The sequence below is a fragment of the Sinorhizobium sojae CCBAU 05684 genome (assembly GCF_002288525.1).
Taxonomy (GTDB): Bacteria; Pseudomonadota; Alphaproteobacteria; order Rhizobiales; family Rhizobiaceae; genus Sinorhizobium; species Sinorhizobium sojae.
The window spans coordinates 397,937-413,467 of record NZ_CP023068.1 but is presented as its reverse complement, the minus strand read 5'-3'; the positions used below and the strand labels follow the sequence as shown (position 1 = coordinate 413,467).

The window sequence follows — 15,531 nt, the reverse complement described above, 5'->3', positions numbered from 1 at the left end:
GGATGAGGAGTTGACCCGATGGGACGTCCCTTAGTTGCACTGCACCGCATCGCTTTTGTCGCAGGACCGACCGCCTGCCGCTATTGCGGCGGATTGCCCGACCCCGGGGGAGAGCATCGATGAGCCCGCATGGCATCGCACTCATCGCAGATGACGACGAGTTCTTCAGAATAGCCCTCTCCGCGATCCTGAAGAATCAGCTCGGCTTTGCCGAGGTCGTGGAGACCGGCTCTCTCGACGAGGCGATCGAACGGCTTGCCGATCGGGACGACTGTTCCGTCGCCCTCTTCGACCTCACCATGCCCGGAATGGAGAGCGCCGCTAGCCTGGGAGCGGTGCGCGAGGTTCGCCCGGACATCAAGGTGGCGGTCGTTTCGGCCTCCTCGCGCCGAAGCGACATTCTGACTGCGCTGGGGGCCGGTATTCACGGCTACGTGCCGAAAAGCCTTGGCGCCCAGGAGCTCGCCGCTGCGCTGCGCGTTATCCTTAATGGCGCGATCTATGTCCCTCCTTCGCTTGCCGGTCAACCAACCGGCCCGGCAAAGCCGGAGCCTGCGGCTCCGAGCACCGCTCCGATGGAGACCCCTCAAAAGCGGGCAATGGAATTCCTGACGCCGCGGCAAAGAGAGGTTCTCTTCCTGCTCGTCGATGGGCTGTCGAACAAGGAGATCGCCCGCAAGCTTCGCCTGGGCGAAGGCACGGTGAAAATCCACATGGCGGCCCTCTTTCGCAGCCTACGGGTAAGAAACCGCCAGGAGGCGGCCGCGGCCGGTGCCCGGCTGCTGCCGGTGGTAGAGCGACGATAGGCCTAGACCGTTTCCGACCATCCGGTCGAATAGCCTGAATGCATGCCAGGACGTAGGTAGATAGCAACGAAAACCGATGTGGACCAGAAATGCAGCGAGGCGGAACGAAAATAAGGGAGCCCCGATTAGCCTCCGAAGCGGGCCGGAGCATCCGCCCTGAAAGCACGATCGACGCATCCATCACCGATGCCGTCGCCGCGGAAATCGCACGCCAGATGCGCCTCAGCGTCACAACGTCACGCAGTCCGGCACTCGCTGCAGCGGTCCAGCGGGTCATGAGCCGGCACGGCATTACCGATCCACAACGTCTGCGGGATCGTATTGCGGCCGATGGCGCACTGCGGGAGGAGGTTCTCAATGAGGCCACCGTACGGGAAACCCATTTCTTCCGGGATTCCAAGCAGTTCGAGTTGCTGCGCCACACGATTCTCCCGCGCTTGTGCCGGAGGCGAGCAGGAGCCCCAGCTCGGATCTGGAGCGCCGGCTGTGCGAGCGGAGAAGAGCCCTATTCGCTCGCCATCCTCTGCGCGGAGGACGGGTACCCGGCGCGGATATCGGCCTCTGACATATCGATAAGGGCGATCGCGGAAGCTGTCGAAGCGGAATATGGTGAGTGGTCGCTACGGGACACGGGCGAGTATCTGAAACGGCGCTACTTCCTGCAATGCGGTGACCGCTACAGGCTCAGGACGGATGTGGCGCGGAGCGTCCGCTTCACCCGGTTGAACCTCGGCTTCGACACGCTGCCTGCGCCCGACCGCGGTTTGGCCGGCTTCGATCTCATCCTGTGCCGCAATGTGCTCGTCTATCTCGACGCCGCCGACCTCATGCGGGTCGCGGAGGAATTGTTCACCTGCCTCGCCGAGGGCGGATGGCTGCTGACAGCTCCGACCGATCCTCCGCTCTGGAAGTACGCCTCCTTTCAAACCGCGACGACCGGTGCCGGTCTCGTTTACCGAAAGCCCATGCACGTTGCTCGCCAAGCCGGCGCCGAGAGGGTTTTCCCGACCGATGCTAGCCGCGCCACCGGTAACGAAGCGCGGCACCCCAAGGAAAATAGCCGATGACGGCACCTGTGCTCTCCAAACCCGGCATGATCGACTGGGAGGATGTGAAGCGGCGCATAGCCGCGGCCATCGAGCAGACGGAAGCGCTCCTCGGCTCGGCCGGCCCGGGAGCCGACCGAGAGGCACGGTTTTCCCCCGCAACCGATTCCGACGGGATGCCGAACGACGGTCCGGCCGAGGTATTGAAAGTCGCCACTTTCGAGCTGTCGGGCTGCCGCCTCGCCCTGGATGTGCACTATATCTGCGAGATTGTCCCGATCGGGCGCTTAAGCCCGATTCCGGGATTGCAGCCCTATGTTCGCGGCGTTTACGACCGGCGCGGTCAATTGCTGCCGGTCTTCGATTTATGCGATCTATTCGACCTTTCGCCGGCCTTGCCGAGCGATACGGCTTGGGCGTTGGTCTGCGGCAAGGAGCAGGCCGAATTCCTGGTTCTGGTCGAGACCACCCCGGAGTTGAGAGAAATCGCGCTTGAAACGCTTGCGCCCGCCAAGACTGAGGGGATGGAACTCCCTTGGGCGCAGGCGATCGCGGGGGATGGAACCGTCGTGATCGACGCTCCGCTTCTCTTTAACGATCGCCGGCTTTTCCTTGGCGACGATCAAGCCAGCCCTGAGGCGGAGGACGACGCGCAATGAGCGTTTCCTGGAGGCATAGCCTTTACGGCAAGCTGGGTGTAGCGATGCTGATGTTTGTGGCGGTCTCGGCCCTTCTGGTCGCCTCGAGCTATCTCGCCCTGGAGAGAGTGCGCAGGGACCTTTCCGCAACGGCGTCGCTGAGCAGGGAACGCGCTTTCTATCAGATCCTCTATTTGGTGAGCCGCCTGCCGGTTGCCGAAGGGCCGGATCGGGCGGCTACCGTCACCGAGCTTCGTGACCTGGTGCAGCGCAATGAACAGATGCTCGCGCGATTGACCGCCGGAGAAAGCCACCTGGGAATCGAAGCCGATCCGCAAGCCCTAGCGGAGTTGAGGCAGCTTCAGCAGCGTTGGGCAGAGGAAGTGCGCCCCCTAATCGAGCGCGCGATTGACCAGAGCCCGCCCGGACGGGCGGCACTGGACGAACTTGACCGGCAGGTCCGAACCTACGCGGCCGTCGTCAACGAGAAGATAGATTCGATCGAAGACGCCGCGACAACCCGGCTGCAGAAATCGCAGTTGCTGCAATTCGTCTTATCCGGGTTGGCCGTGATCTTGCTCTTCCTCGTCCTCACCGTGCTGCGGCACTTCGCCCGCCGGACCAGTGCACTGGTGGAGGTCGCCAAGAAAGTGAGCGCCGGGGACCTTGAGCGACGAGCTGCCTATGAGGGCCGCGACGAATTGGCACTCCTCGGTCTCTCCTTCAATCACGTAACCAGCAAGCTTTCGGGCTTGATCGAAAATGAGCGCGACGACCGGGAGAGGCTGGAGGAACTGCTCGCCACCATTTCCGAGACGGCGCAGCACCTTTCCTCCTCGGCGGCCGAGATCCTCGCCGGAACGACGCAGCAGGTGGAGGGCATGCGCGAGCAATCTTCCGCCGTGGCCGAAACCGTCGCAAGTGTCGATGACGTGCTTCAAACGGCGGAGCAGGCGGCGCAGCGGGCACAGCAGGTGTCGGCCTCCTATGAAGCGGCCGTGACCGTCAGCAGCGAGGGCCGCAGGGCGCTAGACGACACGGTCACCATGATGAAGACGGTGAACGCCCGGACGGAGGCGATTGCCGGCGACATTCTTTCACTCGCCGAAAACAGCCTCGAGATCGGTGAGATCGTTTCGGTCGTGGCCGAGATCGCCGACCAGACCAATCTTCTCGCACTCAACGCGGCAATCGAGGCGTCCCGCGCCGGTGAGCACGGCAGAGGGTTCAATGTGGTCGCGAGCGAAATCCGGGCGCTTGCTGACCAGTCCAAATCCGCGACCACTCGCGTCCGCCGGATTCTGACTGATATCCAGAAGTCCACCAATACCGCCGTGGTCGGCGCCGAGGAGGGGACGAAAGGCGTCAGCCGTGCGCTCGACACCGTACGAGAGGCCGGCGAAACGATCCGCCAACTCGAGTCGATCATCGCCGATTCCGCCCGCTCGGTGGCGCAGATCGCCGCCTCGGCGGGCCAACAGAAAGCTGGCATGAAGCAGATACACGACGCAATGCACTACATCGACCAGGCGAGCAGCCAGAACCTCTCGGCCATTCGCCAGGCGGAAGAAGCTGCGAAGGACTTGAACGAGCTCGGGTCCAGACTGAGGGACATGCTCGCGGATTTTGGTAACTTCAGATGATGAACCCCGAAGAACTCGACCAGCAGTTGTTGGAAATGTTCACGCACGAGGTGCAGGAACGCGCCGCGGACATCGAGCGAATGCTGATGGCGATCGAGGAGACCGGCGAACTGAACTTGCAGGAGAGGCTTCTAAGGACCGTTCACAGCCTCAAGGGCGCCGCTGGTCTTGTGCAAGTGCGCAGTGTCGAATCCACCTGCCACTGGATGGAGGAAGTCCTCGCCAAGGCCGGGAAAGAGGGCCGCGTGCTCGACCCCGGTCAACTCGACCGGCTTCTCAAGGCAGCGGACGCGATTGCGGAAGCCGGCCGGCAATTGGCAAGTGGCGAAATGCCCGCGACCGAGCAGTTGGAGAGGCTTGTTCACGACGGGGAAACAACACTAGCGCCCGGCGACGAGGATGTGGTTCGGCAGCCGGCATTGTCAGCACCTCACGCCGAGTTGGCCGTTCCCTTTCGCTCGACCGACTTGGATGGCTCGATGCGCGTCTCGGCCGAGCGGCTTGACGCACTGCTTCACAGGAGCGGTGAACTCTTGTCCTTTAATGCGGCAATGCGGCGGCATACCGAACAGGTGTCACTTCTGAGAGAAACCGCAAGAAGGCTTCATGCCCGGCAGGACCGTCCCGAAGGGGAAGCTGCCAGCATTGAAGCCGGCCTGCGCACCCTTGCCGCTTCGATGCGCCGTGATGCGCGGCTGATGCATAGCGCCCTCACCGCAATTGGCCAGGAGGTGCGGCACGCTCGCACCCAGCCCTTCGCCGAAGCCTGCCAGGGCCTGACGCGCGTCATAAGAGACATGGCGGCTGCAACAGGCAAAGCGGCGCGCCTGGAGGTCAGAGGCGGAGACATCGAGATCGACCGTTCGATACTGGCCGGACTCCAGGACTCACTCCGGCACCTGGTCCGCAATGCCATCGCCCACGGCATCGAGCCGCCCACGGAGCGAAAAGCGGCCGGCAAGCCGGAACGCGGTCTCGTGACCGTCTCGGCATCGGTCACGGGAGACCGGGTCAAGGTTGTCGTGCAGGACGACGGCCGCGGCCTCGATTCAGCAGCACTGCGCAAGCTTGTTGGTGACGCGGATTCGCCTGGACTGAACGGCGATGGGCAACTCCTTCAGCACGTTTTCAAGCCGGGTGTTTCCACGGCGCCCAATGTCACCATCCTGTCGGGCCGCGGCATAGGGCTCGATATCGTCAGAGGCGCCGTCGAGGGAATGCGCGGCACGGCGACCGTGGCGCCGCTCGCAGAAGGTGGGACGGCGTTCATGCTCACATTGCCCCTGACGCTCGCCACTGTGCGGGCGCTTGAAGTGGTGGTCTCAGGACACGTGTTCACTATCGACACCTCCTCTGTCGAGCGCGTGATTCGAGTTTCTGCGCACGAACTCGCGGTGGAGGAGGAGCGGCTTGTCGCCGCGACCGGGGACGGGCAACTGCCGGTGGTCGATCTCGCCGGCTGGCTCGGTCTGCGGACGACATCAGAAATACCCGCGAGAGAGTCTATGCCAGCCGTGGTTATCGGAGCGGGAGGTAGACAGGCTGTCGTTCTCGTCGACGAAATCGAGGGGGAACAGGAACTGCTTGCGCGCTCGCTTGGGGCCCGCCTTGCGCGGGTTCGCCGCTACTGCGGCGGCATGATCATGCCGGATGGCCGGATCGCACTGCTCCTCAACACGACCGCACTTATCGAGGCCGCCATGGAGAGCACTGGGACGCCCGAACAGTTCCTGGAGAAGACGACGGAGGCAGTGCGCCGCAAGGTACTGGTCGTCGACGATTCGCAATATATCCGAACGCTCGTCCGGCTAATCCTCGAGCGAGGGGGATACGACGTTGCAATAGCGGCCAGCGGATCGGAGGCCCTGGCACATCTCGGCGACCACGGCGCAGACATCGTCGTAGCGGATGTGGACATGCCCAATATGGATGGATTCGAACTGACCAAGGCGATCAGGGGTTCCGAACGGCTTTCGGCCGTGCCGATCGTGCTCTTCACCGGCCGAGAAGCGCCGGAAGACAAACTGCAGGGTTTGAAGCTGGGCGCGAGCGCCTACGTGACGAAGGGCCAGTTCGATGCGCAGCAGTTTCTCGAAACCGTGAGGCGAGTTGGCTGAGGCATCGATGGTTCGCATCCTGCTCGCCACGTCGAGGCTCGACCTTCAGGAACTAACCGAGAAAGCTGTCGGCGCAGATGGTATGACCGTCCTTGTCGGTGTCGCGCGCAGCAATGCCGAAGTGGTCAGGCTGGCACGGGAGCTTTCGCCCGACATCGTGACCATGGAGCTGAGGCTCAGTGAGCAGGACAGTGACGCGGCGGTCCGGCAGATCATGATATCGGCGCCCGCCCCGATCGTCATGGTATCGCGGGAAGACGGTGCGGCGCTTGGGACGGTCTCTGCACGCGCTCTCGAAGCGGGCGCGCTCGCCGTCATTCCGGCGCCTCGACCGGTGGACGGGCGTCTGGACACGGCGGTGGCGGAGAAATTCCTGGCGACGATCAAAGCGATGGCCCAGGTCAAGGTGGTACGGCAGTGGCCGAAAAAGGAGGCCGGTCGCAACGACGCCGGCAATGGCGGCCGCCAGGCGCCGATAGGCGTCGTCGGGATTGCCGCCTCGACGGGCGGTCCGGCTGCAATCCGGTCCATATTGATGCGGCTTCCGGCTACCCTGCCGGCCCCAATCCTGATCGTACAGCACATGTCCAACGGGTTCATAGACGGGGTCGCCGCCTCGCTCGACGCAAGCGTCCCATTGAGGGTCAAGGTTGCAACCGACGGCGATCGGTTGCGGCCGGGGACAGCCTATCTTGCGCCGGATGGTTTACAACTCGGCGTCTCCGGCCAGTTGCGCATCAGCGTATCTGACGATGCGCCGGTGGACGGCTTCAAGCCATCGGGCTCCTATCTCTTCGCCTCCATCGCACGTGCCTTCAAGGCCCAGTCTCTTGCCGTCGTCCTGACGGGTATGGGAAGCGACGGCACGGGAGGACTTCGGGCGCTGCGCATAGCGGGCGGCAAGGTAATCGCCCAGGACGAGACGAGCTCCGTTGTGTTCGGCATGCCGAAATCGGCGATCGGTGCGGGCGTCGTCGATTTCGTGCTGCCACTTGATCGCATAGGCGAGAAAATCGTAGCCCTGGCGCAAGGCGAAGCGAACGCCTCGTAGGCCGCGACGGTCTCATGCACCCGTCACAAAAGCACAGGCGACTGCGGCGCCGCGAACGCTCGACCCTTGCGCGCGGCGCCGCAACCGACCCTCCCCCAACTCATGGCATGGCGGCGATCTGAATGGCAGCCGGCGCGATGATCACGGCGAAGAGAACCGGCAGGAAGAAAACGATCATCGGCACCGTCAGCTTCGGTGGCAGCGCCGACGCCTTCTTCTCCGCCTCGCTCATGCGCATGTCGCGGTTCTCCTGTGCCATCACGCGAAGCGCCTGGCCGAGCGGCGTGCCATATTTTTCCGCCTGGATCAGGCTGGTCACGACGGCGCGCACGCCCTCGACGCCGGTCCTGAGTCCCAGGTTCTCGAAGGCCTGACGCCGGTCCTGCAGATAAGAAAGCTCTGCCGTGGTCAGAAGGACCTCTTCGGCGACTTCCGGCGACTGCGCGCCGACTTCCTCACCAACCTTGCGAAGGGCGCTTTCGATGCCCATGCCGGATTCGACGGTAATCAGCAGCAGGTCCAGCGCATCCGGCCAGGATCGGCGGATCGCCTGCTGCCGTTTGGTGGTCTTGTTCCTGATGAAGATCGCCGGAGCGAAATAGCCGAATGAGCCGACACCGGCAGCCACGGCGACAACCATGAGCAAGTGCACATCCGGCCGGATGACGAGCAGGAGATATAGGAGAGCGGCCGCGAATATGACGAACGGCGCGATCAGCCTGACGGCGAGAAAGGTCGTCACAGGGGCATGGCCGCGATAGCCGGCCATGCTCAGCCTGCGGACGATCTCCCCGTCCTCCGCTTGCCTGGCGAGGTTGAAACGATCGACGATCGCCTTGAAGAGGCGCTTGGGTTTGGCACGAAGGGAGACTTTGCTCTTTTCGCCATTGAGGCGACTACGCTCGCGCTTTCGGATGCCTTCGCGCTCGCTCTCCACCTTGCGCATCCGTTCGGCAAGCGTGTCGCGGAAGATGTAGGGCCAGGAGACGGAAACGACGGCGGTGAAGACGGCGAGGCCGGCCATCATCGCGGAAAGCTGCTCCGGGTCGGGAATGTGGGCGCCGATATTCATGCCGGTTCCTCAGAAGTCGAAATTGATCATCTTGCGCATCACCAAGATGCCCATGCTCATCCACAGCGCGCAGCCGACAAGCACCAACTTTCCGGCAGGCGTCGTGAACAGGAGCGTCATGTAGTCCGGGCTGATGAGATAGACCGCGCCGGCGACGAAGAACGGTAATGCACCGATGATGCCGGCGGAGGAATTCGCCTCCGAACTCATGGCCTTGATCTTGGCTTTCATTTTCCTCCGCTCGCGCAGCACCTTGGAGAGGTTTCCGAGCGCTTCGGAGAGGCTGCCGCCGGTGCGGCTCTGGATGGCGATGACAATCGCGAAGAAATTTGCCTCCGCAAGCGGAATGCGCTCGCCCATGCGCTGGACTGCCTCGTCGACGGGGAGGCCGAGCGTCTGGTCCTGCGCAACCATGACGAATTCACCCTTGACCGGCTCCCCGGCCTCGGCCGCGATCACCCGCAGACAATCGGTCATCGGCAAGCCTGCCTTCAAGCCGCGGACGATCACGTCGACGGCGTTCGGGAACTCGTCGGCGAACCGCTTCAGCCGTCCCTTGCGCTTGCCGTTCACATAGAGATGCGGCAGCAAAAGACCGCCCGCGAGCGCAAAGCCCGCAGTCGTCAGGGCGCCAAACCCCGGAAGCAGCATCACGACATAGGTGGCAAGGCCCGCGCCGACCGAGACAAGCCAATAGGTCCTGATCGACCACCCGATCCCAGCCTGGCGAAGCCTGACGGCGAGCTTCGGCCTGCCGTTTTTGCGCGCATTGGCTTTCTGCTTCTCTTCTATTTCGCGCAGCGTCTTTTCCACCGAGCGGCGACGGTCGCGGGCATCCTCATTGACGGATTCCATCCGCCTGAGCTCTGCCCTGCCTGCCAAGCGATCGAATCTCTGCCGGTAGGCGCCGGCCTTGGCTGCGCGCGGATAGAGCGCGGCCAGCATCAGGCCGCCGACGGAGGTCGATGCAAGGAGGAACACCAGGACTGGAAAGAGCGCAGAGCTCAGCATGGGTCGAACCTCTTCTGCGTGCTGCAGTTTCCTGCGCGTTGGAATGCATCGATAGCCTAAGCGGCAGCCTTTGTTTCTGCAGCGTCGAGCGCCGCGGCGAGCCGCGCCTCCTCACCGTAATAGCGGGCGCGGTCCCAGAAGCCCGGGCGACCGATGCCGGTGGAGCGATGCCGCCCGATGACGTTGCCTTTCGCGTCTTCGCCAAGAATGTCGTAGACGAAGAGGTCCTGTGTCGTCACCACGTCGCCTTCCATGCCGAGCACTTCGGTGATGTGGGTGATACGGCGCGAACCGTCGCGCAGACGCGCCGCCTGGACGATCACGTCCACCGAGGAGACGAGCATTTCGCGGATGGCCTTGGCCGGCAACGAAGACCCGCCCATGGTGATCATCGCCTCGATACGCGAGAGCGCCTCGCGCGGCGAGTTGGCGTGGAGCGTCCCCATCGAGCCGTCATGGCCGGTGTTCATCGCCTGCAACAGGTCGAAGGCCTCCGGTCCGCGCACCTCACCGACGATGATCCGCTCCGGCCGCATGCGCAGGCAGTTCTTGACGAGACTGCGCATGGTGATTTCACCAAGCCCCTCGATGTTCGGCGGTCTCGTTTCAAGCCGCACGACATGCGGCTGCTGCAGTTGCAGTTCGGCAGCATCCTCACAGGTGATGATACGCTCGCCGTGATCGATATAACCGGTCAGGCAGTTCAGAAGCGTCGTCTTGCCGGAGCCGGTGCCGCCGGAAATCAGTACGTTGCAGCGCACGCGGCCGATAATCTTGAGGATCTCGGCGCCCTCCGGCGAAATCGAGCCGAACCGCACCAGCTGGTCGAGCTTCAGCTTCTCTTTCTTGAACTTACGGATCGTCAGGCTCGGCCCATCGATCGAAAGCGGAGGCGCAATGACGTTGACGCGCGAGCCGTCGGCAAGACGCGCATCGCAGATCGGGCTCGCCTCGTCTACGCGCCGGCCGACCTGACTGACGATGCGCTGGCAGATGTTCAGGAGCTGCTCATTGTCGCGGAAGCGGATGCCGGTTTCCTGCACGCGCCCGCCAACCTCGATGAAGACCTGGCTGGCGCCGTTGACCATGATATCGGCAATGTCGTCGCGCGCCAGAAGCGGCTCGAGCGGGCCATAACCCAGAATGTCGTTGCAGATGTCCTCGAGCAGGTCGTTCTGCTCGGCCTTGGAAAGGCCGGCCTTCTTGGCCGCGACGATATCGTCGACGATGACGCCGATTTCCCGGCGCGCCTCTTCGCCCTCCATGTTCGACAGCGCCGCCACGTCGATGGTGGCAATCAGCGCGTTGAAGATTTCCTTCTTAAGGCTGTAATATTGTTGGGACGTTTCAGCCTGGACGACAGCGGGAGGAGCGGCCGGTTTCTGAATTGGGCTAGGCACCGCTTGCGGTTCGCGTGGCGCCTCCGGCTGGATTGCCGTTTCAAGAGCATTTTCTTCCGATAGGGATTTCTTGCCGAACATCGATATCGCCATGCCTTGAGCAATTTGGGGGGCCTTGCAGCGAGCTGGCGGAGACGGTCATCTCTCCGCCTTGCTCTCCATAGACTGCGGATCGCCGATCAGATGGCGGTGGAGATGCTGGTGAACACGGCCGAAACATCGGTGCCGACGATGGTCACCGCACCAATGATGACGACTGCGATCAGGCCAGCAATCAGGCCGTATTCGATGGCGGTGGCACCGGATTCGTTGCGGACGAAACGGACGAGAAGATTTTTCATGGGGTCGATCCTTCAAGTGGGTTGAGGTTGCGCCGACGTGAGGTTCGGCATCACAGGCCGGGCCGGGTTCTGCCTTCGTTTCCCGCTTGCTGTGTGGCCTTCATATAGACTTTGTTAACCCTTTTGATCCATTCAGCCTGATGGCCGATACCACTTCCGGATGAAATCGGCCTGTCGGCCTAGTCCGATCGACGCTGACTTGGTTGGTGCTATTGTGTAAGCTCATCAACCGGACGGATAATCCGTCCATCAATCTGGGATTGGGAGTGGTCCGATGCGGATCAGCGTGAAATGGCCTGTTCTCACCATGGCGGTCTTGACCGCGATTGGTGCGGCTCACGCTCAGGAAGACCCCCCTGGGGCCGCAACCGCGCAAGGTCCCGTCCGGCAGACGGATGGCGTGATCAAGGTAGTCGTCGACTTCGCGAGGCCGCTCTTCCTCGACCGGCCCGCCAGAACCGTCATTATCGGCAATCCCGCCATTGCCCAGGCGACGCTCAGTGACGACAGGACGGTGGTTCTCACCGGCAAGGCGCCTGGATCAACCAATCTAATCGTGATGGACTCCGAGGGCACTGAAGTTGCCAATCTCGTGCTCGAAGTGGTCGCGGCGGGCGGGCGCCTCATCACGGTGCATGAGGGCAACGGACAGGCGACCTATAGCTGCACGGAACGATGCGATCGAGTTCCGGGCGACGTGATTCCGGCGCCGCCCGCCGAGCTGCCGCAAACCATCGAGGGCGGCGATATGTCGGGCGTCGACGAGCCGTGAAGGTTCGGCAGAGGTCCAATCAGCCGATCGGGATGCGCCGGGTCAGTTCGAGCATGATGGGCGTCTCGCTCAATCCGGGGAGAAAGAGCGCCAAGGGATAACGGATCGAGAGCACGCGAAACGCAATCCCGTCCACGGTTTCCTTCCCGACGGCCACCTCCAGCAGCGACGGATCACCGCTGTCGAATTTCTCGCGCACGGCGCTTTCGATCTTCGCTTGGGCTTCGCTATCGGTTGCTTCGGGGGCGACCTGGCCAATCAACACGCGGCGAGCCCCGAAGTCGGCGGCATAGGAGAGTTCGTTGCGCACATAAAAGGCGCGGCCAAATTCGATGATTCCGAAAACGAGCAGGAGCAACGGAAGGCCCACGAGAGCAAATTCGACCGCTGTGGCGCCCGCCTGGCACCGCCAGGCGCGACGAACTGTGAACGGCAGCCTCATCGCACTTGCACTTGCATCGTGGAGCTAAGCTGAAAGGCCGGCAGAACTTCCGGTAAGGACATCGGCTGATAGGCCTTCACCGCCTCCAGACGATAAAAGACCAGTTGCGGAGCCGCGTTCGCGCAAGGCGTGACATCGCAATCCGGCGCGGCCTCAGGCATCACGTCGGCGTTTTCGGGGCATGCGCAGTAGCGCGCGACCGGCGTGAGCGTCACATCCGCCGGCGTCGCGCTTTTTGCAAGCGTCGACTGCAGCACATTCTGCACCTGCACCGCGCCGGGATCGGCCATCGCGACCTGCGCCCCCGCCCGTAGCACATGGTCGATCGTCATCCTTTCGTGAAGCGCGAGGCCGACATCTGCAGCGGCGATAAGCCCGAATGCAAGAACCGGCGCAATCAACGCGAATTCAACGGCCGAGACGCCCGTCTCTGACTTTCGGAGCTCGCCTACCTTCTTGCGAAGTGCGGATGAAGTGCCGCGCCATTTGCCAAGCCCATGAATCAGAGCCTTGAGCCCCTTATGCGGGGTGCGTCGTTCCCTCGTACCGCCGACGCGCCAGGTAAGCGAACCGATGGCCCGTCCGGCTTTGGAGTCGGGTGCCGTCTCGACGACCAGCCGACCGTCGTTCGCCGCCTTGCCGAAGAGCTGCGGATCGAACGGGATGCACACGCTTTCCTCCAGTCCTACCGCTGCCACGAAGTCGCGCGGCTTGATCTCCGGCAGCTTCGGAGTCTCGACCTTGTTCAGCACCAGCCTGGGCGGTGGATCGTTCGGCCGCGCAGCCTTCAGGAATTCGACCAGGTTCTTGGCATTACGCATGCTGGTCAGATCCGGCGTCGCGGTGATGACGATCTCGTCGGCCTCCAGCAGGATCTTACGGGTCGATCGCGTCCACATGTGAGGCAGGTCGACGACGATGTGCCACGCGCTTGACCGGGCAACGTCCAGGAGATGATCGATGTGCTCCTCCTGCAGCGCGAAGGACCTGTTGAGGTCGGCAGTGGATGGCAGAAGATGCAGGCGATCCGTATACTGGACGGCGAGGCGCCGCAGGAGCACGTCGTCGAGACGGTTCGGGCTGCTGAGAACCTCTGCCATGCCCTGTGCTGCCTCCACGTCGAAATCGAGCCCGACGGTACCGAACTGGAGATCCAAGTCGGCCACCAGCACGTCGACCTCCGCACGCTTCGACATCGCAAGCGCCACGTTGTGCGCGAGTGTGGAGGAACCGGTGCCGCCTCTCGCGCCGACGAACGCGACGATGCGGCCGAGCTTTTCTTCGGCCTTATCCCGATAGCAGCGATGAACCGCCGCGACGAAATCCAGTGGCTCCAGCGGCGAGACGAGATAATCGCTGACGCCGGCGTCCAGCAGCTTCTTATAGAGACCGACATCATTGGACCGGCCTATCACGACGACTTTGGTGCCGGTGACACACTCGACCGCCAGTGCTTCGAGCGCCGCCATCAACGGGTCCTCGCCGCCATTGTCTTCCACGACGACGAGGTTCGGCGAGGTGACGCCGCCATAGAGGGCGGTCGCCTCCTTTATGCCTCCTTCCTTGATCGTTACCTCCGCACGGGTCATGCGGCGGTCGAGCGCTGCCGTTCGGATTGCGGTTCTCACCTCTTCCGATCGACAGAAGACGGCGATCTCGACCTTTGGGACGGAAAGCGGTGGGACCGGGACCGCGGTCGTGGCCATGTGTTGGATTTCTTTGCCGAGCTGTTTCATGTTTCCGGGTACCCGTGAGATCAAGTGCCGTTGGAACGGAAGGGAACTTCGACCATGGAGGTGCGGCCCCCGCTGACGATGCGCACGACCCCCCTTTGCTGCCCCTGCGTTTCCACGAGCGGCGGTTCGTGATTGTCGGCAAGTGCGCGCAATGCCAGCGAAACTGTTCCGGAAGCTTCCGCAGCGGCAATGGTTGCGATCTGCTCGGGGTCTGCCTCGAGAGTAGCCGTTTTGCCGATGACCGACGTGCCGTCAGCCCCTTCCGAGACCGTCTGGTCGACCGCGAGCACGCGGATATTGGAAAGGATCGCGCGGCTGACGACCTTGCCCTCCCCGCCGGACGAATCCGGACGAGCAACGGTGTGGATAACATCGACGTGGTCGTTTGGCAGAATAAAGCCGCCAGCGGTGCTCTCCGCAGTTACTCGGACGGCGATCGCCCGTTTCCCGGAGGGCAGCAGGCTTGAAAGGAAGCCGCTGCCGCGTTCGGCGAGCTTGTCTTCACGGATCGGCTCACCCGAGACGAAGCCGCTTTGTGCGAGCATGCCCTGAAGCGAAGCAATCGCGTCGGGACGCGCACGGCGGCTGATGAACACCGGCGGGATATCGCCTTCCCAAGTCTGCCAGCGCAGATGGGTCTCTTCCAGCGTCGCCCCTCTCGCGAGGTCCGTGGCGGCAACCAGCACTTCCTGGTCCGGTCGTGGCGGCAGCTCGATGACGGCCGCTGCGGGCGCGCCGGCAGCGCCGAGCGCCAGCCAGGAAGCCACTCCACCCGAGAGGAGCGCAAAAAGGAGGATGGCAAAGCGGATCATTGGGCTACCTCATCTCTTATCGTTAATGTGTCGGATCAGAGCAGGGCCGAGAACCAGTGGCTCTCAGGCAGCAAGAGCAAGGCCGCCGGAGCCATGGCCGCCCCGTACGGGATCCCCGATTGAGGCTCGTGCAGCCGGCTCGACCAGTCGCGCTTTTCAAGAACTACCGGCAGAGGCACCCGGCGGAACTGAATGAGCGCCACCGTCACTGCCGCCCCGATCACCGAGACGTAAACCAGAAACGGAAGCGCGAGGTCGGCACCGAGCCAGAGCGTTGCCACAGGAAGAAGCTTCGCATCGCCACCGCCGATCCAGCCCAAGGCGAAAAAGGCGAAGCTGCAGGCAAGAACGGCCGAGGCGGCGAGGACGCTCGAAGCGATTGTCGCGACGTCCAGGCCGACAGCCGGTGCAAGCAAGGCAAAGGCGATCGCCAGCACAGCCACGAGACGGTTGGAAATCGTCATCGTCGCGACATCTTTGACGCCGGCATAGGTCATCGTTCCGGCGAACAGAATGGACGCGAGCCAAGCAGCATAGGTGGAGATCATCATCGGTGCCTTTCGAAGTCGGTGGACCGCTTTCAAGTCCTGCGAAATGTGCCCTTCGGACGTCGAAATCGCCATTCGACCTGATGGCCTAGCCGT

Annotated in this window: 15 protein-coding genes; 7 read left to right on the top strand and 8 right to left on the bottom strand. The window is 63.0% G+C overall.

Translation table 11 applies throughout. The annotated features are described in order from the left end of the window. Positions 1 to 119: 119 nt before the first annotated feature. The 6 genes from SJ05684_RS19605 (at position 120) to SJ05684_RS19580 (ending at position 7,301) form a co-directional block, all read left to right on the top strand. Positions 120 to 806 carry a response regulator gene (locus SJ05684_RS19605; protein ID WP_095694323.1) on the top strand — a complete coding sequence of 229 codons (687 nt, stop codon included), beginning with the start codon at positions 120 to 122 and terminating at the stop codon, positions 804 to 806. Positions 807 to 895: 89 nt separating this feature from the next. Further along, positions 896 to 1,873 carry a CheR family methyltransferase gene (locus tag SJ05684_RS19600; RefSeq protein WP_050979990.1) on the top strand — a complete coding sequence of 326 codons (978 nt, stop codon included), beginning with the start codon at positions 896 to 898 and terminating at the stop codon, positions 1,871 to 1,873. After that, complete coding sequence (locus tag SJ05684_RS19595) at positions 1,870 to 2,511, top strand: chemotaxis protein CheW (protein WP_034854445.1); 642 nt, start codon at positions 1,870 to 1,872, stop codon at positions 2,509 to 2,511. The genes SJ05684_RS19600 and SJ05684_RS19595 overlap by 4 nt, the downstream gene beginning before the upstream one ends. Then, positions 2,508 to 4,133 (top strand): methyl-accepting chemotaxis protein, encoded by a 1,626-nt coding sequence (locus SJ05684_RS19590; protein ID WP_034854446.1) that lies wholly within the window; start codon positions 2,508 to 2,510, stop codon positions 4,131 to 4,133. The genes SJ05684_RS19595 and SJ05684_RS19590 overlap by 4 nt, the downstream gene beginning before the upstream one ends. After that, positions 4,130 to 6,250 (top strand): hybrid sensor histidine kinase/response regulator, encoded by a 2,121-nt coding sequence (locus SJ05684_RS19585; protein ID WP_050979991.1) that lies wholly within the window; start codon positions 4,130 to 4,132, stop codon positions 6,248 to 6,250. The genes SJ05684_RS19590 and SJ05684_RS19585 overlap by 4 nt, the downstream gene beginning before the upstream one ends. Before the next feature lie 7 nt (positions 6,251 to 6,257). Continuing rightward, positions 6,258 to 7,301, top strand: a complete 1,044-nt coding sequence (locus SJ05684_RS19580; protein WP_034854447.1) for a chemotaxis protein CheB — start codon at positions 6,258 to 6,260, stop codon at positions 7,299 to 7,301. Positions 7,302 to 7,401: 100 nt separating this feature from the next. Here the strand turns inward: SJ05684_RS19580 and SJ05684_RS19575 are convergent, their stop codons facing one another. The 4 genes from SJ05684_RS19575 to SJ05684_RS19560 form a co-directional block, all read right to left on the bottom strand. Beyond that, positions 7,402 to 8,373, bottom strand: coding sequence for a type II secretion system F family protein (locus SJ05684_RS19575; protein WP_034854448.1), 972 nt, complete (start codon positions 8,371 to 8,373; stop codon positions 7,402 to 7,404). 9 nt (positions 8,374 to 8,382) lie between these two features. After that, on the bottom strand, positions 8,383 to 9,384 hold the full coding sequence (locus tag SJ05684_RS19570) for a type II secretion system F family protein (protein ID WP_034854449.1): 1,002 nt from the start codon (positions 9,382 to 9,384) through the stop codon (positions 8,383 to 8,385). 56 nt (positions 9,385 to 9,440) lie between these two features. Next, entirely contained in the window at positions 9,441 to 10,865 is a 1,425-nt protein-coding gene (locus SJ05684_RS19565) for a TadA family conjugal transfer-associated ATPase (RefSeq protein ID WP_034854450.1), read from the bottom strand. Positions 10,866 to 10,963: 98 nt separating this feature from the next. Next, on the bottom strand, positions 10,964 to 11,125 hold the full coding sequence (locus SJ05684_RS19560) for a Flp family type IVb pilin (RefSeq protein WP_034854451.1): 162 nt from the start codon (positions 11,123 to 11,125) through the stop codon (positions 10,964 to 10,966). A 274-nt stretch (positions 11,126 to 11,399) separates the two neighbouring features. On the opposite strand from SJ05684_RS19560, the gene SJ05684_RS19555 reads away from it, so the two are divergent. After that, positions 11,400 to 11,897 carry a pilus assembly protein N-terminal domain-containing protein gene (locus SJ05684_RS19555; protein ID WP_034854452.1) on the top strand — a complete coding sequence of 166 codons (498 nt, stop codon included), beginning with the start codon at positions 11,400 to 11,402 and terminating at the stop codon, positions 11,895 to 11,897. 19 nt (positions 11,898 to 11,916) lie between these two features. On the opposite strand, the gene SJ05684_RS19550 is transcribed toward SJ05684_RS19555, so the two are convergent. Genes SJ05684_RS19550 through SJ05684_RS19535 form a run of 4 tightly spaced genes read right to left on the bottom strand, consistent with a single transcriptional unit; the run spans position 11,917 to position 15,435 of the window. Beyond that, positions 11,917 to 12,339, bottom strand: a complete 423-nt coding sequence (locus SJ05684_RS19550) for a TadE/TadG family type IV pilus assembly protein (RefSeq protein ID WP_034854453.1) — start codon at positions 12,337 to 12,339, stop codon at positions 11,917 to 11,919. Next, positions 12,336 to 14,075: an AAA family ATPase gene (locus SJ05684_RS19545; RefSeq protein ID WP_034854454.1), complete on the bottom strand. Its 1,740-nt coding sequence runs from the start codon at positions 14,073 to 14,075 to the stop codon at positions 12,336 to 12,338. Before SJ05684_RS19545 ends, SJ05684_RS19550 begins: the two co-directional genes overlap by 4 nt. Positions 14,076 to 14,095: 20 nt before the next feature. Continuing rightward, positions 14,096 to 14,887, bottom strand: coding sequence for a Flp pilus assembly protein CpaB (gene cpaB, locus SJ05684_RS19540; protein WP_034854455.1), 792 nt, complete (start codon positions 14,885 to 14,887; stop codon positions 14,096 to 14,098). A gap of 35 nt (positions 14,888 to 14,922) precedes the next feature. After that, complete coding sequence (locus SJ05684_RS19535; protein WP_034854474.1) at positions 14,923 to 15,435, bottom strand: A24 family peptidase; 513 nt, start codon at positions 15,433 to 15,435, stop codon at positions 14,923 to 14,925. Positions 15,436 to 15,531: the final 96 nt, after the last annotated feature.